The following is a 22,940-nucleotide window of genomic DNA, read 5'->3' on the forward strand; positions in this document are numbered from 1 at the left end:
GGGCACAGCGCGTGAGGGTTAGCGCTTCTTCGCGGCGGCTTTCTCGTTCTGGGCGGCAAACCGGGCGGCGTGCGCGGCCTTGCGTGCGCGCTCGGCGTCGCGGTCCTTGACGCGGATCTGCTCCTCACGCACCTCGAACTGGGTAGCGCGCTCGGTGACGAGCCACGCCGGCGGCTGCTGCAGCAACGCGAGGATCTCGGCGCTCGTGAGCGGCTCGGTGACCTTGCCGCGCGCGAGCCCGGAGATCGAGACGCCGAGTTTCGCGGCGACGACCTGCTTGGGGTGCGGGCCATTGGCGCGCAGCAGGGCGAGCCACTCCGGCGGGTTCGTGTCGAGTTCGGTGAGCTCGGTGCGCGAGATCAGGGTGTTCTGGAACTCCTCGGGGGCTGCCTCGAGCAGAATCCCGAGTTTCTGGGCCGCCGTTGCGGGCTTCATGGTCTGGGTCTTCTTCTCGCTCATCAGTCCAGCGTATAGCCTGAGAGCACCACCGCTTCGGCGGTTCATAACGGTGCGCCGCCCCGCGCGCCACAAAAGAGAGGATGCCGGTGACCTTTTCCATCGCCTTCGCCGCCGGCGTCACGCCGACCAAGTGGACCCGCGCCTGGGCAGAACGGCGCCCCGACCAGCCCCTCGAGGTCTTCCGCACCACGCCGGACGAGCAGTCTGCCGTCCTCCGCGACGGCCGCGCCCAGGTCAGCATCGTGCGCCTCCCGATCGACGAACACGACCTGAGCCTGATCGCGCTCTACCGGGAAATCCCGGTCGTCGTCGCCGCGAAGGACCACTTCATCGCCGACGCGGACAGTCTCCTCGTCGCCGACCTCGCCGACGAGCACCTGCTGCAGGACCCCGACGCCGTTCCCGAGTGGCGCGACGTCGCGACCGAGGTGCGCGAGGGCATCCGCCGCCCGCTCGCCGCCGTGCGCGACATGGACGAGACCATGGAGCTCGTCGCCGCGGGCGTCGGCATCGTGATCGTGCCGCATTCGATCGCCCGGCTGCACAGCCGCAAGGACCTCGTCTCCCGACCCGTCGAGGACGTCGCCGAGAGCCAGGTCTCCCTCGCCTGGCTCGCCGCAGAGACGACCGAGGACATCGAAGAATTCATCGGCATCGTGCGCGGCCGCACGAAGGCGAGTTCCCGGGTCGACTCTGTTGCCTGCCGGCGGCGAGAAGGTCAAGAAGGAGAAGAAGACCGACAAGGCCAAGGCCGACGCGAAGGCGTTGCGCGTCGCCGCCGCGAAGGCAAAGCCCGCCGTGGCCAAGAAGACCCAGTCCGCGCCCGGCCGCACCCGCAGCACCGCGAACCTCAAGCTCGGCAAGCGCACCGGCCGCTGAGCCGCGCAGCCCGCGCCGGCAGCGGCAGCGGCAGCGGCAGCGGATGCCGCGCGCGGCCATCGCATCCGCCGCGATTGGTTCTTCGCGCGCCAACTGCGCCGCTTCGCGCCAGGCACGCGTGGCGCGAAGCGGCGCAACTGGCGCGCGGACCGACGCGGCTGGCGCGAAGCGGCGCAACTGGCGCGCGATCTCGGCAGCGCAGCGGATGTCGGGCTCAGGCGGGCGCGACCGGCTGCCGGAGGACGGTCTTGAGCTTGTCCGGGGCGCTTCGCCGCGGGTCGCCGAGGTAGACCTCGTGGTGCAGCCCGTTCGGGCGCAGACCATGCTGGGCCAGGAACTCCCCGTGCAGCCGCGCGAGTGCCGGCCCCTCGTCTTCGTAGGGTCCGACGTGCAGCAGCTGAGCGCAGAGGCCCTCGTCGAGGGACTCGATGCGCACGCTCGCGAGGGCCGGAAGCTTCTTCTTCGCCCTGGTCGCCGTCACGGCCTCGTCGATTGCGGCATCCGTCACCCACTCGGGCTGGCTGATCAGCATCGTCCAGCTCCAGGAGGCCTTGTCGCCGGCCGCGAACGCGGCATAGCCGGCCGGGTCATCGGCGTACCAGAGTCCTTCGAGCGGGGCGACGACGAGGTCACGCCCGAGGCCGCGCTTGGCCGCGAACTTGATCGCGTACGCAACGGCATAAAGCGCCTCGACGGCCTCGGTGTATGCGGGCGCGACGTTCGGGTCGCCGCGTCCGTCGACCGCGATGAACCGTTGCACGGGAACCTCGATCAGCTCCCAGTCGCGGTTCGTCGGCGCATACAGGGGCTTGTCCTCCCGCTTCACGTCGTACGGTCCCGTCACCCGCGGTGCGGTGTTCCGCGGCGCACGCAACTGACCGGTGCGCCGGTCGGTCGTGAACGGTACCTCGTCACTCATCGGGCTGTGCCGACTCCTCCAGCACCGAATCTTCGAGCACCGAGAGGATGTTGCCGGCCGGGTCAGTGAACCAGGCAATCGTCGGTCCGTACCCGCGCATGATGCCCTTCTCGTCCTGGGGCGAGCCCTCGTACCGTTCGAAGACCACCCCGCGGGCCATGAGCGTGTCGACGGCGGCGTCGATGTTGCCGACAGCAAGGTTGAGCATCGTGTACGTCGCCGGCGCGTGGTCGGCCTTCGGATAGACGATCACGTGCGCCCCGCCGGGCAACTCGATGCGCAGCAGTCCCATCCCGCCGTCGGTCACCTCGAGTCCGAGCGTGCCGCCGTAGAAGGCGCGGGCGGCCTCGATGTCGGGGACAGCGAAACCGCTGAACACGTCGAGGATGCCGATGCCCCGGTCGGTTGTCGCCGTTCCGGTCTCTGAGTCAGTCATGTCGAACTCCCTTGCTCGAACGGATGGAACAGGTTAGTCGGTGGAACAGGTGAGTCGCTGGATCACGCCGGTCGTGTCACGTTACCGCGAACTGATCGACGCGAACTTGCGGATGCAGAGCGGCACGAACACGACGAGCATGACGGTGATGCCGATCAGCACCGTCTGGATCGGGTGCTGCATGGTCCAGATGTCGGGCACGGGCGCGGTGCCCTCGTTGCCGAAGAGCTGCCGTGCCGCCTGCACGAGCGAGGAGACCGGGTTCCACTCCGCGAAGATCCGCAGCGGGGTCGGCAGGGTGTCGCTCGGCACGAAGGCGTTCGAGACGAAGGTGAGCGGGAACAGGATGAGGAACGAGGCGTTATTGATCACCTCGGGGCTCTTCACGCTCATTCCGAGCAGCGCCATCAGCCAGCTGAACGCGTAGCTGAACAGGAGCAACAGCCCGACGCCGGCCAGGAACTCGGCCGGCGAGGAGTTCACCCGCCAGCCGACGGCGAGGCCGGTGGCCATCATGATGACCATCGAGATGGTGTTGAGCACGAGGTCGCTGTTCGTGCGGCCGATCAGCACCGCGGACGAGCTCATCGGCAGGCTGCGGAACCGGTCGATGATGCCCTCCTTGAGGTCGAGCGCCATCGCAGAACCGGAGAACGTCGACCCGAACACGACGGTCTGGGCGAAGATGCCCGCCATCAGGAACTGGGTGTAGTCGGTGCCCTGCACCTGAATCGCCCCGCCGTAGACCTGGCTGAAGAGCAACACGAACATGACCGGCTGGATCACGGCGAAGACGAGCATGTCCGGGGAGCGCTTGATCTTGATGAGGTTGCGCTTGGTGACGGTCCAGCCGTCGGAGTACCAGAGCGAGAACGGGTTCCAGCTCGGCAGGGTCGTGGAAATCGCGCTCATCGGGTCTTCACCGCCTCCTTCGAGTCGAGGGCGTCGTCATCCGCTGCGCCATGCGCCTTGTCGGCCTTGTGCCCGGTGAGCTTGAGGAACACGTCGTCGAGCGTCGGACGGCGCATGCCGGCGTCGTGCAGCTCGATGCCGGCGTCCCCGAGTGCCGCGAGCACGAGCTGCAGCGCGCGCGGGCCGTCGGTCACCGCGACCTCGAGGCCGCGGCCGTCGCTCGTGACGCTCGGTTCGCCGTCGCCGAAGCGGGCGAGGATGCCGCGAGCCGCCTCGCTCGCGCCGGCGCCGGCGTCGACGAGCGCGACTTCGAGGCGGTGGCCGCCGATCTGCGCCTTGAGCTGATCGGAGGTGCCCTCGGCGATGACCCGGCCGTCGTCGACCACGACGATGTCGTCGGCGAGCTGGTCGGCCTCCTCGAGGTACTGGGTCGTGAGCAGCACGGTCGTGCCGTCGGCGACGAGCCGCTTGATCACGTTCCAGAGCGCGATGCGACTACGCGGGTCGAGCCCGGTGGTCGGCTCGTCGAGGAAGAGCACCTTGGGGTTGATCACGAGCGCGCCCGCGAGGTCGATCCGCCGGCGCATGCCGCCGGAGAACCCCTTGACCGGTCGGTTGCCTGCCGCGGTGAGCTCGAAGAGATCGATGAGTTCCTGGGCGCGACGCCGGGACTCGCTCGCACCGAGGTGGTAGAGCCGGCCGACCATCTCGAGGTTCTCGAAGCCGGTCAGGTTCTCGTCGACGGCCGAGTACTGGCCGGACACCCCGATGATCCGGCGCACGGCCTTCGGGTCGGCGACGACGTCGATGCCGTCGACGAACGCTGTTCCGGAGTCCGGCCGGATCAGCGTCGTGAGCATCTTCACGACGGTGGTCTTGCCTGCGCCGTTCGGACCGAGCAGGGCCTTGACGCTGCCCCGCGGCACCGAGAGGTCGAGCCCGGCGAGCGCATGCACCGGCCCGCTCTTGGAGCGGTAGGTCTTGGTCAGGCCCGTGGCCTCGATGATCGTCATCGTGTTCATCCCCGCGGTATTGTGGACGTTGTACACATTGTGGATCCAGCGTAACGAGGCGGCCTCACTTTGACAACCACGAACACCGATTCAGCCACCGAAGGCCATGGTCGCACGACCTACCGACACGGCGACCTGAGGCGTGCCCTGATCGACGCCGGCCTCGAGCTCGCCCGGTCCGGCGGCCCGTCCGCCGTCGTGCTCCGCGAGGCGACTCGCCGTGCCGGGGTCACCCCGAACGCCGCCTACCGTCACTTCGCCGACCGGAGTGCGCTCCTCGAGGCGGTCTGCTCGGAGTGCCAGTCCGGCGTCGCCCGCGCGATCGAGGACGGGCAGGCGGCGCTCCCAGCCCCGCCCGCGGCATCCGCCGCGCCCGCAATCGCCCAGGCGGATGCCGCTCCGGCGCCGGCCCCGGCCCTCACCGCGGCGACGGCCCGGCTCCGGTTCCGCGCCGTCGGCACCGGTTACCTGCGTTTCGCCCTGGCCGAACCGGGGCTTTTCCGCACCGCGTTCACAGCCTCGTCCGACCTCGAGAGCGCGACGAGCGCTGCACGGGCCGGTGCGCGCGGGCTGACCCCGTTCCAACTGCTCGGCGAGGCGCTCGACGACCTCGTGACCACCGGGGTTCTCCCCGCCGAGCGCCGACCGGGCGCCGAGTTCCTGGCCTGGTCTGCGGTGCACGGCCTCGCCTCGCTCCTGCTCGACGGCCCGCTCCGCGCCCTGCCCGCCGCCGCGACAGAGGCGCTCATCGGCCGCGTCGTCACCATGGTCGAGCAGGGCCTGTAGCCGCGAGCGCGCTACTCGTAGCGGAGGGACCCGATCGGGTCCTGCCGCGCGGCGCGCCAGGCCGGCAGGGTGCCGGCGAGGAACGCGATGCCCATCACGATCAGGATGATCGTGATGATCGACGCCGGAGTGAACGAGATCAGCTGGAGGCCGGGCAGGTCGGCGAACAGCCTGGTTGAGAGCGCGCGGCTCACGACGGTGCCCACGATCATGGCGATGCCGGCGCCGATCGCGCTGCCGAGGAAGCCGATGAACGCGGCCTCGATGCTGAACAGGCCGAAGATCCGGCCGGCGCCCATACCCATCGCCTTCATCAGGCCGATCTCGCGGGTGCGCTCCTGCACGCTCATCAGGAGCGTGTTGACGATGCCGAAGCTCGCGGCGAGCAGGGCGATCACGGCGAACGCGTTGAGCACGAGCACGATCGCATCGATCACCGACTTGAAGGTGCCGATCTGGTCGGCGACCGTCTTGGCGGTGAAACCGGCGTCGGTGAAGCGGGCCTGGAGCGCGGTGACCTCGCTCGCCGAGGCGTTCGCGTCGAAGTGCACGACGGCCTGGGCGTAGCTGTCCTTCGCGGTCGCGCTGCGTCCGACACTCTGCGCTTCGTAGAGCGCGGTCGTGAGCGCCGCATTGGCGGTCGCGTTCCCTGTCGCTCCGAGTCCCGCTTCCGAGACCCCGACGACGGTCGCATCGATGACGCTCGACGTTCCCGCGGCAGACGTGATGCCGATCTGCACGGTGGTGCCGATCGCATCCGCGTCGCTCGCGAACCCGAGCGGTGCGACGAACGACACCGGCAGCGCGATCTGCAGCTCTGACGATGCCGGGTCGAGCTGGGCGCCCGCGGACAGCTGCAGGGTCGTCCCGGTGACGAAGCTGCCGAGCCCGAGCCGGTATTTCTTGCTGCTGCCCGTCGTCACGTAGTCCGGGGTGGCCGAGAGGCTCGGCTCGACGGAGGTGACCCCGTCGATGGCGGCGATCGTGGTGAGGTCCGTGGACGTGATCGCGGCGACCGTCGTGCTGCCCGGTCCCGCCGCGGCGCGGCTGGTGATCTGGTCTGCCGAGTATTCCTGCGGGCCGGTCGCTGTCGCATCCGCCGACACCTTCGTCACCGTGAGCACGTCGTTCGCGCCGATGGATGCGACGGTGTCGGTGATGTAGGCGTTGATCCCTGTGCCGAGGCCGTTTGTGATGGTGAGCGTGAACGCGCCGATGAAGATCGCGAGCACGGTGAGGGTGGTGCGGAGGCGGCTGCGGAAGCTGTTGCCGATGGCCGAGCCGACGACGTCGATGGCCCTCATGCTGCGACCCGGGCTTCCTCGGCGACGACGAGGCCGTCGCGAATGTAGATCCGTCGGTCGCAGCGGGCGGCGAGGTCCTCGTCGTGGGTCACGATGATCAGCGTGATGCCCTGGTCGCGGTTGAGCCCGAAAAGGATGTCCTCGACGATCGTGCCGGTGGCACTGTCGAGGTTGCCGGTGGGTTCGTCGGCGAAGATGATCCGCGGATCGTTGACCAGGGCGCGTGCGATCACCGCTCGCTGCTTCTGGCCGCCGGAGAGTGCGTTGGCCTTGCTCCTCGCCTTGTCGTCGAGCTCGAGGCGTTCGAGCGCCGCGTGGCCGCGCAGCTTGCGACCTCGGGAACCGACCCCGGCGATCTTGAGCGGCAACACGACGTTCTCGAGCACGGACGCCCCCGGCGTGAGGAAGAACTGCTGGAAGACGAACCCGAAGGTCTTGTTGCGCGTCTCGTTGAGGCGCTTGCCCCTCAGGGTCGAGGTGTCGCTGCCGCCGAGCTGCACGGTGCCGGTGCTCGGCTTGTCGAGCAGGGCGAGCAAGTGCATCAGGGTGGACTTGCCCGAGCCGCTCTTCCCGACGATGGCGACCGATTCGCCGGCGAAGATCTCCAGGGTGACCCCCTTCAACGCGTCGAATCGGTTCTGGCCGCGACCATACGACTTCTTCAGGTCGTAGGCGGCGAGGATGGGGTGGGACATCGTGTTTTCCTCCGTGTGCTGTGGCGCTCTGGGTGCGCCGGGCCGGGCGTGGCGGATGCCGCGAGTCGGCACTGTCCCAGCGTCGCGGCATCCGTCGCGCGGGGCATCCTCCTGCGGCAGCAACCTGCCGTACCGCGGGCGCGGTACGACCCCTCCTCCCACGGGAGGATGCCGCAGCCCGGTGCAGGGGGCATCCTTGAAAGATGACCTCGATGTACAGCCATGCGCACGTGCCGCGCTGGGCCGCCGACGTGCTGGTCAGCCTCGCCGTTCTGGGAAGCGCGTTCGTGCCGGCCGGCCAGTACGCCAGAGTCGCGTCGAGCCCCACCGGCGTGCTGATCGCCCTCGCAGCGGTCATCGTGCTGCTGCCGCGCCGCCGCTGGCCGCTGCCGGCACTCGCGGCGTGCGTCGCCCTGTTCGTGCTCGCCGGCGCCCTCGGCGTGCTCAATCCGGCGTTCTCCCTCGCGACGGCGATCGCGGTCTGGAACGTCGCCATCCGCACCGACCGGCGCACGACGCTCATCGCCACGGCGATCGCCGCGGCCACGCTCGTCGGCACGAGCCTCGCCGTCACAACGGCCGAACTGCTCGACGCCCGCGTGGTGCAGTATGCGGCGGTCATCGCCTTCGCCGGTGCTGCGGGGGACGCGATGCGGTCGCGCCGCGCATACATCATGGCGATCACCGAACGCGCCAGGAACGCGGAGGAGACCCGCGAGTCCGAGGCGCTGCGCCGGGTCGCCGAGGACCGCCTGCGCATCGCCCGCGAGCTGCACGACGCCGTCGCCCACCAGATGGCCGTGATCAACCTGCACGCCGGGGTCGCCGCCCAGGCCCTCCCCGACCGCCCGGCCGATGCGCAGGACTCGCTCACGACGATCCGCCAGGCCGCGCAGGCGGTGCTGCGCGAGATCGGCACCCTGCTCGCCGTGCTCAGGGACGACTCTGCCGGCCGCCCCCGCCCCCGGCCGCCGAGATCGGCCTCGGCCGCGTCGACGCGCTCCTGGCCGACTTCGCCCGCGACGGCCTCGCCGTGACGGTGAGTGCGCGCGGCGCGGGCACCCGGCTGTCGGCCCCCGTCGACACCATCGCCTACCGGATCGTGCAGGAGGCGCTCACCAATGCGCACAAGCACGGCGCTGGCCACACCGCAGAGCTCCGCATCAGCTACGGCAGCGGCAGCGTCGACATCGAGGTCGAGAATCCGGTCGCGTTCCACGTGCTCCACCCCGCAGCGGATGCCCCGGCCGGCCACGGCCTCGTCGGCGTCGCCGAACGCGCGGGCACCATCGGCGGCACGGTCGAGTTCGGCGTGCGTCCCCCGGACACCTTCCGCCTCGCCGTGAGCCTGCCGATATCGAGCGCCGGGGCGGATCCCTCCGCCGACATCCCGAACACCGGGCCGCCGGCCCCTGCTCGCATCTCGGCCCCGACCTCGGTTCCGGACCCTGCAGCAGGAGCGACCTCGTGATCAGGGTCCTGATCGCGGACGACCAGACCCTGATCCGCACGGCCGTGCGCGAACTGGTCAGGCACGAGCCCGACCTCGAGGTCGTCGGCGAAGCCGCTGACGGGGCCGAAGCGCTCGCACAGTCCCGGCTTCTGCTGCCCGATGTCGTGCTGATGGACATCCGCATGCCAGTACTCGACGGCATCGAAGCGACCCGTGCGATCTGCGCGGATCCGGGGCTCTCGACCGTGCGCATCTTGATCCTGACGACCTTCGAAGAGGACGAATACGTCGTGCAGGCCCTTCGGGCAGGGGCCGGCGGCTTCGTCGGCAAGGGCACGGAGGCCGCCGACCTGATGCGGGCGATCCGCACGATCCACCAGGGCGACGCGCTGCTCTCCCCCACGGCGACGCAGAGCCTGATCCGCCGCTACGTGCTGCCGGCCGGGCCCGGGCGCGCAGCCGTGGTGCCGCCGAGCCTCGCGCACCTGACCGATCGGGAGCGGGAGGTCCTCACGCTCGTCGCGCGCGGGCAGTCGAACGAGGAGATCGCGGCCCGCCTGTTCATCTCGCCGCTGACCGCGAAGACCCACATCAACCGGACCATGGCCAAGCTCTACGCCCACGACCGCGCGCAGCTCGTCGTCATCGCTTACGAGAGCGGACTCCTCGTGCCGGGCACCGGCAGCTGACCCCGGTCGCGCGCGCCGCGGCATCCGCCACCCCGACACCGGCCCCGAACCAATTCGACGGAGATTTTCGGTTCTGAACCGGTTGATGAATACCGCCCACGTCTCAGAAATCCAAATACTCCGTCGAATTGGTTCCGCCATTGTTCGGGCATCGGTTCGGGACCTGCTCGTGCTCGTGCTGCCGGTGCTGCGTTCGTTGCGCCTGCTCCGCCTCGTGACCGGCCTCTCCGCCTTCCCTCGCTCGCCGGGGACAGCGATGCGGTCCCGCGTCGGCATCTACGTCACGCCCGCGACCGTCCTTCTCGTGTTCCTGGCCTCCCTTTCAGTGCTCGACGCCGAGCGGCGCGCTCCCGGCGCGAACATCGCCTCGTTCGGCAACGCGCTCTGGTGGACCTTCGTCACGATCGCGACGGTCGGCTACGGCGACTTCACCCCCGTGACGATCGAAGGCCGGCTGGTCACGGTCGCCATCATGCTCGGCGGGATCGCCCTCATCGGGGCCGTCACGGCGACCGTTGCTTCGTGGGTCGTCGACCGCGTCGCCGATCTCACCCGCGACCAGGGCGCCGACAAGTGATGCGGCGCGCCGATTGAGGTCCCCGCGCCCCGCCGCCGCTACCGAATCCGCAGCCCGCTACAGAAACGGCGGGCGCGGGCTGCCGGAACCGGCGCGGCGGCGGATACATCTGGGCGCGGGCTGCCGGAACCGGCGCGGCGGCGGATACATCTGGGCGCGGCCTGCGAAAACCGGCGCGGCCGCGGATGCGTGTGGGGGCATCCGCTCAGTGCAGGCGCACCAGGGAGTACCGGTCGTCGCGCGGCAGGGTGTCCACGGTCGCGGTCACGGTCAGGTCGCGGAGGAATACCGCGCCGCCGACCGTGGTCAGGAAGGCGGTGTCCGCGGCGTCACGGCCGGTCGCGATGCGCAGGAGCGTCTGCCGTGGGGCGAGTCCGGTGGCGTCCACGACGTGCCAGGCGTCGTCGACGAAGACCTCGGCGACCGCGTGGAAGTCCATCGGCGAGAGCCCGGGCGCGTAGACCGAGACGACCCGGGCCGGCACGTCCCGCGCGCGCAGCAGCGCGACGACGAGGTGGGCGAAGTCCCGGCAAACGCCCTGCCGGTCGATCAGGGTGCGCACGGCGCCGTCGGTCGGCAGGCTCGACCCCGGTTCGTAGCGCAGCTTCCCGCCCACCCAGTCGGCCACCGCGTTCATGAGCACGGTGCCGGAGAGCCCGGCGAATTCGGCAGCGGCCGTGCCCCAGAGCCGGTCGGATTCGCAGTACCGGCTCGGGCGCAGGTAACGCACGAGGTCGATCTCCGAGTAGCCGGCGTCGCTCGTCTGCCCGGTCGCGGTCACGGAGTAGTCGATATCGACCGAACCGGCCTCCGCCTCGACGACGTGCAGCCGGGTGCCGTGCTGGTCGAACACGATCCGAGACTCGAGCGGCGCGCCGTCCTGCACCGCAGTGAAGGTCTCAACGACCGAGACGGCCGGGTCGTCGGCGACGCCGATCGAGAGGATCAAACGGGCGGGCGCGCGCACGTCGAGAGCGAGGCGAGCGGATGCGTTACGTTCCATCCCACGATGATGGCATGCGCCCGGCGCGTCGCGGTACCGCCCTCGCCAGCGCGTCGCATCGATGCCGCAGACCCGGAGAGGACACGCCGTGCGGCGCGGTCCGGGCTGGTGCACCTCGCCAGGCGGGTCCATGCTGGGGACATGCTCGGGGAATTGAACAATCGTGAAATCGACGCAGTCCTGCAGACCAGTGTGGTCGGCCGGATCGGCTGCCACAGCGACGGCCGCACCTATATCGTGCCGATCACGTACGCCTATGATGATGGCACCGTGTACGCCCACAGTGCCGCCGGCACCAAGGTCGACATGATGCGGGCCAACCCCGACGTCTGCTTCGAGGTCGAGCAGCTCGACGACCTCGCGAACTGGCGCACGGTCGTCGCCTGGGGCGAGTTCGAGGAGCTCCATGACGCGGATGCCGACGACGGCCTGCGCAAGCTCCTCGCCCGGCTCGCACCGTACGTGACCTCGACGACGGCGCAGCCGGTCTCCGGTCCCGACGGCACGTTCCACGGGATCAGGACGACCGCGTCGGAGCCGGTGCCGCCCTCGGCGGGCCGGGTGGCGGCATCCGGTCAGGCCCCGGTGATCTACCGGATCCGGCTGACCGAGAAGACCGGCCGATTCGAGGAACGCTCGACGTCAGGCCGTGAGCGGCGGGCGGCTGAGTCCAGCGACATGTACACCTGAGGGGTCCGAGTCGACCGCGACAATGCGGTTGTCCGCGTCGACGTGCACGACGACGGGCACGTAGCTGCGGGACTCTTCGTCGCTCATCTGCGCGTAGGAGATGATGATGATGAGGTCGCCCTGCATGCCGAGGCGGGCCGCGGCGCCGTTCAGGCCGATGACCCCGCTGCCGCGTTTGCCGGCGATGAGGTAGGTCTCGAAGCGGCTGCCGTTGTTCACGTCGACGATGCTGACGCGCTCACCGGCGAGCAGGTCGCCTGCCTCCATCAGGTCCTCGTCGACCGTCAGCGAACCGACGTAGTGCAGGTCGGACTGCGTCACGGTGGCGCGGTGGATCTTGGACTTGAACATCGTGCGCTGCATGGTGGAACTGGGCCTTCCGGCGGCGGCCCGAAGGCCGCCGCCTGGTGCGGGTGTCTGGTTATGCGGTTACGTTGCTACGCGATCACGCGGTCGCGAGGATGTCGACGACGAACACGAGGGTGTCCGTTGCCGAGATGCCCGCGGTCGTGTTGCCGGTGCTGCCGTAGCCGAGCGCCGGCGGGATGACGATGACGACCTGCGAGCCGACAGTCTGGCCGATCAGGCCCTGGGCGAAGCCGGGGACGACGTTGGCCGTCGCGAAGGTGGCCGGGCCGCCCTTGCCCCAGCTCTGATCGAAGACGGTTCCGGTGGCCCAGACGACGCCCGCGTACTGCACGGTCACGGTCGCACCGTCGGCGACGGTCGCGCCGTCGCCCTTCTTGAGGACCTCTGGTCTTGAGCTCGGTCGGCGCGTCGTTCTTCGGGACGGTGATCGTCGGGGCGCCGTCGTCGGCGAGCACGACGGTGGGGAAACCGTCCTGCGGGGCCTGGTCCGTGCCGCTCGCGCGGGTGGGAACCTTGCCCTTGACGTCGATCACGAAGATGATGTTGTCGGTCGCGGACACCTTGAGGTCCGTGTTGCCCGTGGTACCGAACGCGTCGGCCGGCGGGACGACGACGGCGACGCGCGAGCCGATGTTGGAGCACGCGATGCCCTTGAGGATGCCGGGGATGACGGAGCCGGTCTCGGCGACGGTGACAGTCAGGCCGGCTGCGGCGCCGTAACCGCCGGCGTTGAGCTTGGCGCCCGAGGTTGCGTTGTACGCGGTGTAGGCGATCTCGACGGCGTCACCGGTGTTGACGGCTTCGCCGTCGCCCTTGGTGATCACGGTGCGCTGGGTCGCGGTCGCCGCGAGCGGCGCCGTGAAGGTAACGGTGGGCTCGACACCGGCGTCACCGGCGACGGTGACGGCGTCGGAGCTCGTGCCGGGGTCGGTGCACGTCAGTGCGGCGGCGGATGCCGTCGGCGTCGACGACGGGGATCCGCTGCACCCGGTGAGGGCGAGCACCGCGACGGTTGCGACGGCGAGGAGGGCAGGAAGTTTGCGCACGCTGATCTTTCTTTTCGAGAATGGTCTCTTCGATGATGGGCCTCGGCCAGTATGGACCATGCATCTATGAGGAACCTGAGTCGGCCAGCCGGCGGAGGCCCGACGGCGGCACGCGGAAGCGGGCACCCGGAAGCGGAAGCCCGGCGGCAGTCGCTAACCGACGTTGGTGTCGGGAGCTCCTGTCGCGGGGACACCGGTCGCGACGGGCGCGGTCGCCGCCGCCGTCAGCACGTCGACGACGATGACGACGTTGTCATCCGCGTGGAGGTCGAGGTCGATGTTCTCCTTCGCTCCCCAGGCGTCCACCGGACTCGCGACGACGGCCACCCGGGAACCCACCGTCGAGCAGGTGACGCCCTTGACGATAGCGGGCAGTGTGCCGTTCGGTGCGTCGAGGTTCACGCCGACGGGGGCTCCGGTGTCGAGTCCCGAGGTGCCTGGCCCGAATCCGCGGGCGTCGATCTTAGCCCCGGTCCTGCCGTTGTAGAACGCGACGCCGAGTTCCACGTAGTCGCCGGTCTGCACCGGGACGCCGGTACCGACGGTCATGACGGTGCGCTCGGTGTCCGCGGCGGTCAGCGGCGTGGTGAAGGTGACCTCTGGCGCACTGCCGATGGCCCCCGGCGCGACCACGGCGTCGGAGGCGGCCCCCGGCTGGGCGCAGCCGGCTGGGGCGGCGGGCGACCGGGTCGCTGCCGGGCTGCATCCGGCGAGCGCGAGCACAACGCAGACCGCGACGAGACCGGCGGAGACTCCGAGGGAGATAAGGGCGGGGTAGCTGCGCACGGGTGGACCTTCTTGTCGGCGGGCGGCCCCGATTGGCGCGCCCGCCGTGCATTATGGCGTATCGAGGCGAACGGGAAGGTTCACGTCCCCCGCTCCGGACGCGGCCTACAGCCCTTCGGCGATCGCCGCGGTCGCGTAGAGCCAGGCCTCACGGGTGCGCGGGGCGAGGGCGTCGATGTTGAGCGGCCCGCCGGCGACGAGCGCCGGATCGTACGGCACGTCGACGACGGTGCGGGTGAGCTGGCTGAAGTGGTCGTGCAGCCGGGCGGACAGGGCGCGGTCGGCGGTCTTCGCCGGGGACGCGAGTACGGTCACGGCCTGGGCGACCTTGTCGCCGTGCCCCTTGAGCCGCAGCCCGTCGAGGAGGGACGCCGCGCCGTACGCGGTGTCCTCGCGAATCGTCGACACGACCACGAGCTGGTCGGCGGTCTCGACGGCCGCCTCCCAGTTGGAGGCGCGCATGTTGTTGCCGGTGTCGATGATCAGGATCCGGTAGAAGCGGCTGAGCGCGGCGTGGAGCTTGCCGAACGCGACGTCGTCGATGCTCGCGGCTCCGGCGGGGTCCAGGTCGGAGGCGAGCGCGTCGAAGCGTGCGTCGCCCTGGTTGCGCACGTACTTGTCGAGGTCGCCGACCCTGGCCGACGTCGAGTAGGCGAAGTCCTCGAGGTCGCGCAGCAGGTCAACGGCCGTGTTCGTGTGCTGGGCGCCCTGCGCCCGCACGCCGAGGGTGCCCATCGTCTCGTTGTTGTCCCAGGCGAGGGTGTACCCGCCACGGTGGATGCCGAAGGTCGCGGCGATCAACAGGGTCGCGGTGGTCTTGTGCGCGCCACCCTTGGGGTTGAGCACCACGATCGTGCGAGGACCGCTCAGGCTGCGCTGCACGGCCGCGATCGCGGCACGGCGGGCGAGTTCGCTCCGGCCGGGCGAGGGGTTCACGAGTCCGCCGGTGACCCTGCGCACGGTGCCCTGCCAGCCGAGGAGGGCCGGGCCGGCCACGATCGCGGGGCGGGAGCTCATGAAATCGGCGAGGTTCGGACCGTCTTCCGCTGCGACAAGGGTCGGGTGCTGTGCAGGCACGAGCAGAGCGGAGGACGCGGAGATCGGCGTGGACCGGAAGGCTGCCAACGGGCCGGCCGCGATCTCCTCATCGTCATCGTCGGCGTCGAGATCGCGGTGTTCGAAGATGATGTCCTCGAAGAGTCCGGGCGGCGGTACTGGCGTGCGGCGGGGTCCGGCGGGCAGGGACTCGGCGGCCTGCGAGGCGTCGTGCCCGGATGCGGGCTCACCCGCGCCGTCCGTGCCTGCGAGGGCATCCGCTTCGGCTTCCGCTTCTGCTTCGGCTTCTGCTTCGGCTTCCGCCTCACGCTCCAACACTGACTCGGCGTCCGCCTTGTCGACGGAGGTCCGCGCCGCGGCATCGAGGGGGTCACCGAGGGCCGCGAGCTCTGCCAATTCCTCGAGGGCGTCGATCGGTTCCATCGGTTCGGCCATGAATGCCGCTGCGCTGCGGTCTCCGGAGTGCGCCATGGTGCGCTTGGCGGCCTTGCCCTGCGACGCTGCGGGAGCTTCGGCTTCGGTGCGTGCGGCGGCCGGGATGAAGTCGCCCGCGGCCTCCACTTCGCCGTCCGGGTGGACGACAAGGGGCCATTGGCCCTGCTCGTCGTCGGCGGTCAGCCGCACCGGGCGACCGAGTACACGGGCGGCATCCGTCACGCGGTTGATGATCTCTTCACGAACACCAGCCTCGTCGCCGGCCGTCACCTGCTGGCCAACCCCGTCGATGATCAGCTCGCCGGTTCCGTTGCTACGAATCGTTGCCTGGATGCGAGGAGGTACGGATACTTCGTGTTTCATGGTCAGCCTTTTTTCCGTCGAGCTCAGCTCTTCGTTCTTTGGTGCGCTCCGGAATAACTGGACCGCGCCACAGACCAGCCTAACGGGCGGGAGTGCTTACCCCTCGTTTAGGCGTGATTCTTCCTCAGCTGTGCCCTCGGCGACCACGCACCGACGTGCGGAACGCACCCCTGAGCGCACCCGACCTCGCGAGAGTCGCCGTTCGCGCCGACGGTTGCCGCCATACCAGGGTCACTCGACGGAAACGGCGACTCTCGGTGGTTATCGCGTGCGCCTGTGGTCGCAGGCGCGAGTCGTATGCTCGGATGGCCGGCGCCGTGTGCGGATGCCGAGCCGGGCATCCGCTATCGGCGAACTCCGTTCGCCTGTTCAGCCCAGAGGCTCAGCCCGGGAGCGGCAGGTTTTCGGCCTCGGGGTGCCAGCGGATGGCGCGGAGGCCCGAGCGGGTGGCGTGGGTGTCGTCGTGGCCGTTCTGGCGGCGGCACTCGACGAGGTCCTGGGTCGACGTGATGTGCGGGTCGCGGCAGGAGTTGGCGTAACTCGTGTAATCCGTCTCGAGCAGGAGTTCATCATCGGTCATGGCGGTGCATTTCTGGTTCCCAGCACTGTTTCGTGGTGCACGACACCGCCGGCCTGCGTCGTGCGCCGGCAACGGTGCCTGGTGGTTCAACTGCTTCGGACGGTGGTGAGCTACACCCACTGCGGGCATCGAGCCGGTCGTCACTCTCGCGTGGGGTGTCGACGGATCGACACTCCATGCACGGTGTTCTGCTGCTGACCAGATTAGGGCCGGGGCCGACGGATGCCCAGTAAAACTGATGAATCGTCACATAAACGTCACTGTGTTACGGGCGTGTCACCGGGCCGGAATCGTGCGGGTGCGGGTGCGGGTGCGAATGCGGGGGCGGTGGCGGGCCGTCGTGCGGATGCGGGCGACCGTCGACCTCGTGCTTGCGCAAGTGAGGCGGGGGCGGGGGCGGGGGCGGACCGTCATGCGGCCCGTTCGGAGCATGCGGAGGGGGCGGATGCGGACCGTCAGGCGGGTGGGGATGCGGATGGTCCGGGGTGGGCGGCGCACCCGGAGACTGCACCTGCCGCGCCGGGGTGCCCGTGGCATCCGCTGCTATTTCGGTCGGTTCGACGGAAACGCTCGACTCGGCCGACTCGGCCGACTCGGGCGTCTCGGGCGACTCGGGCGACTCGGGCGACTCGGGCGACTCGGGCGAACCACCCGACTCGGGCCCGGAGGTGCCGTAGTAGCCGTAGAGTTCGTTCTCCTCGTCGGCGGTGATCGATCCACGGTCGCTCTCGATGCGGGGGCCGTTGCGGATGCGGTCGCGGTCGAAGGCCACGACCACGCGCGGGCCGTCGATGGTCGCGCCGGCCAGCGGAACAAACGATTCGAGCATGCCGAACAGGCCGGTGCGCACCGTGACGAAGGCCGGCTCGCCGGAGTCCTCGCTCAGGAAGACCTGTTCGACCGAGCCGAGCTTCGCACCGTCGCTCGTCACGACGACACCGCCGTTGACGACGATGTCGTCGATCCCTTCGAGGGTGATCATGCGGTCATTCCTTCACTGGAGGCACGCGCTGGGGGCACGGACAGGTTTCTGTATTCTCGCACCGTCCGGTGCGGCTGCCCAGGCGTCACGCGGTGACCAGGATCATCGTGAGCACGCTCAACCCGACCGTCACCGGGGCGAGCACGAGGCCGAAGAGCGCATACCCGCGCCAGGGGATCAGCACGTTCATCTTCTCGAGCCTGCTGTGCCAGAGCAACGTCGCGAGCGACGCCCACGGGGTGACCAGCGGGCCGACGTTCGCGCCGATCAGGACGGCGAGCAGCCGCGGGGTCGAGTCGGCGACCGGTTCGAGCGCGAGGTAGGCGGGCAGGTTATTGGTCAGGTTCGAGCCGACCAGACTCGTGCCGGCCAGGCGGAACAGGTCCCTCGGCGCGTTCCCCGCCCCGGCAAGCGCGGTGAGCAGCACGGGCAGCCCGAGGTTCTGCAGGGCCTCCATCGCGAGGAACAGCCCGCCGCTGAACAGCAGGAGCGACCAGGGAATCAGGGTCATCCGGAGAACGCTCTGGCGCCTGACGAAGAACACGACGGCCAGCACGAGTGCGGCGATGCTCGACGGCAGCCATACCGGCACGCCGACGACGAGGGCGGGCAGCAGGGCAGCGAGCACGAGCGCGCTCGTCCCGAGCAGCACCCGGTCGACGGATGCCACCGCTCCCGACGTTCCCGCGACGCGCATCCGCTGCACGGGGACGCTCGAATACCGTTTGCCGAGGTCTTTCCGGAAGACGATCGCAACCATTGCCATCGGCACGACCACGGCGACGAGCGCCGGGGCCGCGGTCAACCCGGCGAAGGCGATCGGTGAGATGCCGCCGAGGCGGTTCTGGGCGAGCAGGTTGGTCAGGTTGCTGATCGGGAGCAGCAGGCTGCCGGTGTTGGCGAGCCACACCGTCGTGAGCGCGAACGGCAGCGGCGGCAGGCCCGCCTGCCGCGCGACGACGACGACGACCGGCGTCAGGAGCACGGCGGTGGTGTCGAAGGAGAGGAACACCGTCGTGACGATCGCGATGCCGGCCACCCACAACCAGAGCAACCAGGCCCTGCCGCCACCCCAGTGCCGCAGCCGGCGGGCGATCCAGCGGAACACCCCCGCTTCGCTGCAGAGCTCGGTGACGACGGTCATGGCCACGACGAACACGAGGATCGGCGCCACCCGGTCCACGAGAACGAGCAGTTCGGGGAGCGGGAGCAGGCCGGTGACCGCGGCGACGGTGCCGAGCAGGAGCAGACCGGCGCCGATGAGGGACAGGACCATGAATGGGAGTGTATCGGCCAGGAGCGCCACGCCTCGCAGGGTGAGCGGATGCCTGGTGTGGCGGGAGCGGGGCTGGAGGGGGCGGGCGGGCGGTGGGGAGGGAGGCGGGTCAGCGGAAGGCGCTCACGCCGGTCAGGTCGCGGCCGATCAGGAGGGACTGCACGCTCTCGGTGCCCTCGTAGGTGTGCAGCGACTCGATATCGGCGAGGTGCCGGATCACGTGGTTCTCGAGCAGGATGCCGTTGCCGCCGAGCACGTCGCGCGCCGTCGCCGCGATCTCGCGGGCGGCGCGAGTGTTGTGGTACTTGGCGAGGGACGCCTGGATCGGACGCATGGTTCCGGCCGCGTCGAGTTCGGCGAGGCGCAGGCAGTAGAGCTGCATCGCGGTCAGCTGGGACAGCATCCGCGTGAGTCGTTCCTGCACGAGCTGGAAGCCGGCGAGCGGCTTGCCGAACTGGATGCGCTGGTTCGAGTAGCTGAGGGCGGCCTCGAAAACCGCGGTCGCGTGGCCGAGCGCCGACCAGGCCACACCGAGGCGGGTGGCGAACAGCACGGTCGCGGTGTCCTTGAAGGTGCGGGTGCCCGGCAGGAGGGCGTCGAGGGGCACGCGCACGTTGTCGAGCACGATGCGAGCCTGGTGGATGCCGCGAAGGGAGCCCTTCCCGGTGATCGTCTGGGCCTGGTAGCCGGGGGTGTCCTGCGGCACGAGGAACCCGCGCACGTTGCCGTCGTCGTCGCGGGCCCAGACCACGGTCACGTCGCCGACGGAGCCGTTGCCGATCCACTTCTTCTCGCCGGTGATCACCCACTCGTCGCCCTCGCGGGTCGCGGTCGTCTCGAGCGCGACGGAGTCGGAGCCGTGGTCGGGTTCGGTGAGGGCGAAGGCGCCGAGCTTCTCGGCGCGGGCGAGGGGGATGAGCCACTCGGCCTTCTGGGCTTCGCTCCCGTAGAGGGCGATGCTGCGGAGCGCGAGCCCGCCCTGCACGGCCACCACGGTGCCCATCGAGCCGTCGCCACGGGAGATCTCCATGTTGACGAGGCCGGCGGCGAGCGGGGACATCGGGGTAAGGCCGGGGCCGACGACGCCGTCGGTGAGCAGGTCGAGTTCGCCGAGCCTGCGGACGAGGTGCAGCGGATACTCGGCCTTGTCCCAGGCCTCGGTGACCTCGTCGAGCGTCTCGATCGCGAAGGCGCGGGCCCGGTCCCAGAAGACGCGGTCGGCGGCGGGCACGTCCCGGAAGAGTTCGTAGTAGTCGGTGTCGAGCGGCACGGATACGTCGTAGTCGGGCACGGTTCCCCTTCATTGGGTTCGGCTGGTGTGACACTCAGTGTCGGGTCAAATGACACTGAGTGTCAAGTTGCGCGCCCCGGCGTGCTCGCGGCGCGGCGTCCACCGAGGGCGCGTGCGACCTCTCGGGAGAGCTCGTCCGGGGAAATCGTTTCGGAGAACACCGCTACGACGAGCTCGGCTGAGGCCTCCCCGCCCGCTGGTGCCCGTCCGCGTGCTGCCCGGCCTGGTCAGGTGCCGCGTCGGGGTGGAAGAGGCGCCCCACTTCGCGGAGCTCCGCGGCGAGTTCCTCTGCGAGATGCGCGGCATGCTCGGCGTCCCGCGCGGCATCCATGTCGGCGTCGCTCACTGAGACCGGCTCGGCGTTCGACGCGGCGTTCGACGCGGCCCCCGTTTCGGACGAGGACGGGACAGGGCCGCGGATCAGGCGGCGGAGTTCGTAGTTGTGCGTTGCTGTGATCGCTGCGGCGTAGCGGATGGCGGTGAGCTGCGGCACGTCGGGACGGGCGGAGCGGAGGTAGGCGGCGAACATCCGCTCGTAACGGATGGCCATGATCGTCTCGCGGTCGCGGAGGGCCGGGGTGTCGCGCACGATGAGATCGCGGACGCGGACGTTGTCGAGCCGTTCGCGGAATCGCTCGAAGACCATCGTCGCGGCGTCACGGACCGCAAGCCAGGGGTCGTCGTGTTGCGCGGCGAAGTAGGCGGCGATCTGCACGGCGAGTTCGTCATGGTCGGCGAAGATCACATCTTCCTTGGATCGGAACTGCCGGAAGAAGGTGCTGCGCGAGACGCCGGCGGCCCTGGCGACGTCGGTCGCGGTCGTGGCCTCGTAGCCGTTGGTGCGGAACAGGCGCACGGCGATGTCGGCCACCTCGACGCGGGAGCGGGTGCGAGCCGGACGGGGCTGGCCGGAGGCCTCTGTTGCGGAAACGGACATCAGTCGTGAAAGTAGCACGGAATCGCGCAGTCTCCTTCCCACCCGAACGCCTGGCGCAGGGCGGGTTCAGCGCAGGGCTGCGAGCTCCTCCGTCTCGGCGATCACGTCGACCATCGCGGTGCCCCGGAGCACGGTGACCGGAAGCGGCATCGGCGTACTGACCAGGCCGAGGTATGCCCGGCGCACCCTGCCTTCCCGCTGAAGCGTCTCGATGATGCGCCGGGACGTGGGGTTGATCGGCACGGCGGGGCCGAGTCCGACCTCTGCGGCGGCCGTGTTGATGCCCACGACGGTGCCGCGCGAGTCGGCGAGCGCCCCACTGGAGTTGCCGGGGTTTGACGGCTGCATCCGTCTGGATGACGTCTTCGATGACCCGGGCAGCCGACGCGGAGAGTGTCGGCGTTGCCGAGCCGGGCGGGCTCCGGCGGGGTCAGCGCACGGGAACGGACCACGGCGAGGTCGGAAAGCGGGTCGGAGCCGACGATCTCGATGGCGCTGCTCGTGCTGTCGGAGAAGAGGGCGAGGCCGGCATCCGCCCCGAGCACGACGTGAGCGTTCGTGAGCAGGTAGCCCTGTGCGGAGTAGAGCAGGGCCGAACCGGCGCCGCGGCGCACCCGTCCGCGCGGCGTGGCGACCGACATCTCGATCGCCGCGACCTGGCGGGTCACGGTCGCGGCGACCTCGGTCACGACCCGGGAGTACGCGTCGAGCGGACCCTCCCTCGGGTCGTCCGTTTCTTCGGCCAGCTCCTCTCCTCCCGTTCTCGCTCACCGCGGTCGCCGCGGATGCCGCCCCCTGTAACCGGGGTCTGCCCGCGTCACCGCTCCCCGGTCAACGCCCTCGGCGCACACAGCAGGCGGGCTGAGCGCACGTTTCTCCCCGGCCGGCAGCGCGAGGCTGCGACGGGCGCGATCACCCTCGAGGTGCGGGAGTTCTGCGCCCGGGCGCCCCGGCAGGACCAGGCCGAGCGCGCCTGACCGCAACCTGACCGCGCACCCGATCCGTCATTGTTCCTGGCCCGCCTCTCCGTAAGTTGGGGAGCGGACGAGCGGAGCACACGTGGCAGAGATCGATCAGAATCCCCTTCCGATAACTGACCGGGCACGGGTTGCGGAGCCTGCGACGCCTCTGGGCACGGCCGAGGAGACGGCTCCGCGTGGCCAACGGTTGCGTGTCCCGCGGTTCAGCGGCCGCCCGATACTCAGCAAGGTCCCCGAGGTGACCGCCGCGTTCTGGGTCACCAAGGTGCTCACGACCGGGATGGGCGAGACGACGGCCGACTACCTCGTGCACCAGATCGACCCGCCCGTCGCCGTCGGCCTCGCGGGCCTCGGCCTGTTCGCCGCCCTGCTCCTGCAGTTCGCCGTTCGCCGTTACGTCGCGTGGGTCTACTGGCTCGCCGTCGTCATGGTGAGCATCTTCGGCACGATGGCAGCCGATGCCGTGCACGTAGGCCTCGGAATCCCCTACCTCGTGTCCACGGTCGCCTTCGTCCTCGCGCTCGCTGCGATCTTCCTTGCGTGGCGGACGACCGAGAAGTCGCTCTCCATCCACAGCATCGTGACCCGCCGCCGCGAGTTCTTCTACTGGGCGACGGTCCTCACCACCTTCGCCCTCGGCACCGCTGCCGGCGACCTGACCGCGATGACCTTCGGCCTCGGCTACCTCGCGTCGGGAATCGTCTTCGCTGTGCTCATCGCCATCCCCGCACTGGCGTATCGCCGCTTCGGCATGAACGCAACGCTCGCATTCTGGTTCGCGTACATCCTGACCCGGCCGCTCGGGGCATCCTTCGCCGACTGGGCCGCCGTCTCGCTCGAGCGGGGCGGCCTCGACTTCGGCACGGGACCGGTGAGCCTCGTGCTCTTCGGCGCAATCGTCGCCCTCCTTGCCGCCCGCGCGATCCCGCCGCGCTCTCCCGCCGCGCTCCCGCGAGAATGCACGTTTGGCCCTTAAGTTACCGGCGATAAGGGCCGAAAGTGGACTCTCGCGGCGGGAAGCGGG

27 protein-coding genes and 2 pseudogenes are annotated in these 22,940 nt (G+C 69.9%); 9 read left to right on the forward strand and 20 right to left on the reverse strand.

Annotated features, from left to right (window positions below; all coding sequences use genetic code 11):
* Window positions 1–18: 18 nt before the first annotated feature.
* Entirely contained in the window at window positions 19–459 is a 441-nt protein-coding gene (locus tag RGU41_RS13935; protein ID WP_134558379.1) for a DUF5997 family protein, read from the reverse strand.
* 86 nt (window positions 460–545) lie between these two features.
* Here RGU41_RS13935 and RGU41_RS13940 point away from each other — a divergent pair, with 86 nt between their 5' ends.
* Entirely contained in the window at window positions 546–1,628 is a 1,083-nt protein-coding gene (locus RGU41_RS13940; protein WP_322136579.1) for a LysR family substrate-binding domain-containing protein, read from the forward strand.
* On the opposite strand, the gene RGU41_RS13945 is transcribed toward RGU41_RS13940, so the two are convergent.
* The 4 genes from RGU41_RS13945 to RGU41_RS13960 form a co-directional block, all read right to left on the reverse strand.
* Complete coding sequence (locus RGU41_RS13945; protein ID WP_322136580.1) at window positions 1,553–2,257, reverse strand: GyrI-like domain-containing protein; 705 nt, start codon at window positions 2,255–2,257, stop codon at window positions 1,553–1,555. The genes RGU41_RS13940 and RGU41_RS13945 overlap by 76 nt on opposite strands.
* The gene (locus RGU41_RS13950; RefSeq protein WP_322136581.1) at window positions 2,250–2,693 is read right to left on the reverse strand and encodes a VOC family protein; all 444 of its coding nucleotides are present in this window, start codon (window positions 2,691–2,693) and stop codon (window positions 2,250–2,252) included. The genes RGU41_RS13945 and RGU41_RS13950 overlap by 8 nt, the downstream gene beginning before the upstream one ends.
* A gap of 81 nt (window positions 2,694–2,774) precedes the next feature.
* Window positions 2,775–3,605 carry an ABC transporter permease gene (locus tag RGU41_RS13955; protein ID WP_322136582.1) on the reverse strand — a complete coding sequence of 277 codons (831 nt, stop codon included), beginning with the start codon at window positions 3,603–3,605 and terminating at the stop codon, window positions 2,775–2,777.
* The gene (locus RGU41_RS13960; RefSeq protein WP_322137363.1) at window positions 3,602–4,618 is read right to left on the reverse strand and encodes an ATP-binding cassette domain-containing protein; all 1,017 of its coding nucleotides are present in this window, start codon (window positions 4,616–4,618) and stop codon (window positions 3,602–3,604) included. Before RGU41_RS13960 ends, RGU41_RS13955 begins: the two co-directional genes overlap by 4 nt.
* 69 nt (window positions 4,619–4,687) lie before the next feature.
* Here RGU41_RS13960 and RGU41_RS13965 point away from each other — a divergent pair, with 69 nt between their 5' ends.
* Window positions 4,688–5,404 (forward strand): TetR/AcrR family transcriptional regulator, encoded by a 717-nt coding sequence (locus RGU41_RS13965; protein ID WP_322136583.1) that lies wholly within the window; start codon window positions 4,688–4,690, stop codon window positions 5,402–5,404.
* Window positions 5,405–5,415: 11 nt separating this feature from the next.
* Here RGU41_RS13965 and RGU41_RS13970 read toward each other — a convergent pair whose 3' ends face one another.
* Together RGU41_RS13970 and RGU41_RS13975 are read right to left on the reverse strand one after the other, a co-directional pair.
* The gene (locus RGU41_RS13970) at window positions 5,416–6,708 is read right to left on the reverse strand and encodes an ABC transporter permease (protein ID WP_322136584.1); all 1,293 of its coding nucleotides are present in this window, start codon (window positions 6,706–6,708) and stop codon (window positions 5,416–5,418) included.
* Window positions 6,705–7,403, reverse strand: a complete 699-nt coding sequence (locus RGU41_RS13975; protein ID WP_322136585.1) for an ABC transporter ATP-binding protein — start codon at window positions 7,401–7,403, stop codon at window positions 6,705–6,707. Before RGU41_RS13975 ends, RGU41_RS13970 begins: the two co-directional genes overlap by 4 nt.
* Before the next feature lie 203 nt (window positions 7,404–7,606).
* Between RGU41_RS13975 and RGU41_RS13980 the strand changes: the two genes are divergently transcribed.
* The 4 genes from RGU41_RS13980 to RGU41_RS13995 all read left to right on the forward strand — a co-directional run bounded on the left by RGU41_RS13980 (window position 7,607) and on the right by RGU41_RS13995 (window position 10,122).
* Window positions 7,607–8,440, forward strand: a complete 834-nt coding sequence (locus RGU41_RS13980) for a histidine kinase dimerization/phosphoacceptor domain-containing protein (RefSeq protein WP_322136586.1) — start codon at window positions 7,607–7,609, stop codon at window positions 8,438–8,440.
* Complete coding sequence (locus RGU41_RS13985) at window positions 8,437–8,874, forward strand: hypothetical protein (protein WP_322136587.1); 438 nt, start codon at window positions 8,437–8,439, stop codon at window positions 8,872–8,874. The genes RGU41_RS13980 and RGU41_RS13985 overlap by 4 nt, the downstream gene beginning before the upstream one ends.
* Window positions 8,871–9,545, forward strand: a complete 675-nt coding sequence (locus tag RGU41_RS13990) for a response regulator transcription factor (protein ID WP_322136588.1) — start codon at window positions 8,871–8,873, stop codon at window positions 9,543–9,545. Before RGU41_RS13985 ends, RGU41_RS13990 begins: the two co-directional genes overlap by 4 nt.
* An 85-nt stretch (window positions 9,546–9,630) precedes the next feature.
* Window positions 9,631–10,122: a potassium channel family protein gene (locus RGU41_RS13995; RefSeq protein ID WP_322136589.1), complete on the forward strand. Its 492-nt coding sequence runs from the start codon at window positions 9,631–9,633 to the stop codon at window positions 10,120–10,122.
* A 205-nt stretch (window positions 10,123–10,327) separates the two neighbouring features.
* Here RGU41_RS13995 and RGU41_RS14000 read toward each other — a convergent pair whose 3' ends face one another.
* Window positions 10,328–11,125, reverse strand: coding sequence for a transglutaminase family protein (locus RGU41_RS14000; RefSeq protein ID WP_322136590.1), 798 nt, complete (start codon window positions 11,123–11,125; stop codon window positions 10,328–10,330).
* Window positions 11,126–11,266: 141 nt separating this feature from the next.
* On the opposite strand from RGU41_RS14000, the gene RGU41_RS14005 reads away from it, so the two are divergent.
* The gene (locus RGU41_RS14005; RefSeq protein WP_322136591.1) at window positions 11,267–11,815 is read left to right on the forward strand and encodes a pyridoxamine 5'-phosphate oxidase family protein; all 549 of its coding nucleotides are present in this window, start codon (window positions 11,267–11,269) and stop codon (window positions 11,813–11,815) included.
* Here the strand turns inward: RGU41_RS14005 and panD are convergent.
* The 12 genes and pseudogenes from panD to RGU41_RS14065 form a co-directional block, all read right to left on the reverse strand.
* Window positions 11,768–12,178, reverse strand: a complete 411-nt coding sequence (gene panD / locus RGU41_RS14010; protein WP_322136592.1) for an aspartate 1-decarboxylase — start codon at window positions 12,176–12,178, stop codon at window positions 11,768–11,770. The genes RGU41_RS14005 and panD overlap by 48 nt on opposite strands.
* 82 nt (window positions 12,179–12,260) lie before the next feature.
* Complete coding sequence (locus tag RGU41_RS14015) at window positions 12,261–12,521, reverse strand: FKBP-type peptidyl-prolyl cis-trans isomerase (RefSeq protein WP_322137364.1); 261 nt, start codon at window positions 12,519–12,521, stop codon at window positions 12,261–12,263.
* Between the two features lie 244 nt (window positions 12,522–12,765).
* Window positions 12,766–13,290 (reverse strand): annotated as a pseudogene (locus RGU41_RS14020) (FKBP-type peptidyl-prolyl cis-trans isomerase); the annotation flags it as partial.
* A 93-nt stretch (window positions 13,291–13,383) separates the two neighbouring features.
* On the reverse strand, window positions 13,384–14,016 hold the full coding sequence (locus tag RGU41_RS14025; RefSeq protein WP_322136593.1) for a hypothetical protein: 633 nt from the start codon (window positions 14,014–14,016) through the stop codon (window positions 13,384–13,386).
* Between the two features lie 105 nt (window positions 14,017–14,121).
* The gene (locus RGU41_RS14030; protein WP_322136594.1) at window positions 14,122–15,870 is read right to left on the reverse strand and encodes a chromosome partitioning protein; all 1,749 of its coding nucleotides are present in this window, start codon (window positions 15,868–15,870) and stop codon (window positions 14,122–14,124) included.
* 382 nt (window positions 15,871–16,252) lie between these two features.
* The gene (locus tag RGU41_RS14035; RefSeq protein ID WP_322136595.1) at window positions 16,253–16,450 is read right to left on the reverse strand and encodes a hypothetical protein; all 198 of its coding nucleotides are present in this window, start codon (window positions 16,448–16,450) and stop codon (window positions 16,253–16,255) included.
* Window positions 16,451–16,715: 265 nt separating this feature from the next.
* Window positions 16,716–17,432, reverse strand: coding sequence for a PRC-barrel domain-containing protein (locus tag RGU41_RS14040; protein ID WP_322136596.1), 717 nt, complete (start codon window positions 17,430–17,432; stop codon window positions 16,716–16,718).
* Window positions 17,433–17,517: 85 nt separating this feature from the next.
* Window positions 17,518–18,708 carry an SLC13 family permease gene (locus tag RGU41_RS14045; protein WP_322136597.1) on the reverse strand — a complete coding sequence of 397 codons (1,191 nt, stop codon included), beginning with the start codon at window positions 18,706–18,708 and terminating at the stop codon, window positions 17,518–17,520.
* Window positions 18,709–18,817: 109 nt separating this feature from the next.
* Window positions 18,818–19,999 carry an acyl-CoA dehydrogenase family protein gene (locus RGU41_RS14050; RefSeq protein WP_322136598.1) on the reverse strand — a complete coding sequence of 394 codons (1,182 nt, stop codon included), beginning with the start codon at window positions 19,997–19,999 and terminating at the stop codon, window positions 18,818–18,820.
* 163 nt (window positions 20,000–20,162) lie between these two features.
* Window positions 20,163–20,936: a helix-turn-helix domain-containing protein gene (locus RGU41_RS14055; protein ID WP_322136599.1), complete on the reverse strand. Its 774-nt coding sequence runs from the start codon at window positions 20,934–20,936 to the stop codon at window positions 20,163–20,165.
* Window positions 20,937–21,002: 66 nt separating this feature from the next.
* Window positions 21,003–21,284: a hypothetical protein gene (locus tag RGU41_RS14060; protein WP_322137420.1), complete on the reverse strand. Its 282-nt coding sequence runs from the start codon at window positions 21,282–21,284 to the stop codon at window positions 21,003–21,005.
* A gap of 50 nt (window positions 21,285–21,334) precedes the next feature.
* Window positions 21,335–21,577 (reverse strand): annotated as a pseudogene (locus RGU41_RS14065) (trypsin-like peptidase domain-containing protein); the annotation flags it as partial.
* Between the two features lie 144 nt (window positions 21,578–21,721).
* Between RGU41_RS14065 and RGU41_RS14070 the strand changes: the two are divergent.
* The gene (locus RGU41_RS14070; RefSeq protein WP_322136600.1) at window positions 21,722–21,913 is read left to right on the forward strand and encodes a hypothetical protein; all 192 of its coding nucleotides are present in this window, start codon (window positions 21,722–21,724) and stop codon (window positions 21,911–21,913) included.
* A gap of 241 nt (window positions 21,914–22,154) precedes the next feature.
* Window positions 22,155–22,892 (forward strand): hypothetical protein, encoded by a 738-nt coding sequence (locus RGU41_RS14075; RefSeq protein ID WP_322136601.1) that lies wholly within the window; start codon window positions 22,155–22,157, stop codon window positions 22,890–22,892.
* Window positions 22,893–22,940 lie beyond the last annotated feature (48 nt).

This window comes from Cryobacterium sp. 10C3 (assembly GCF_034314285.1).
Taxonomy (GTDB): Bacteria; Actinomycetota; Actinomycetes; order Actinomycetales; family Microbacteriaceae; genus Cryobacterium; species Cryobacterium glucosi.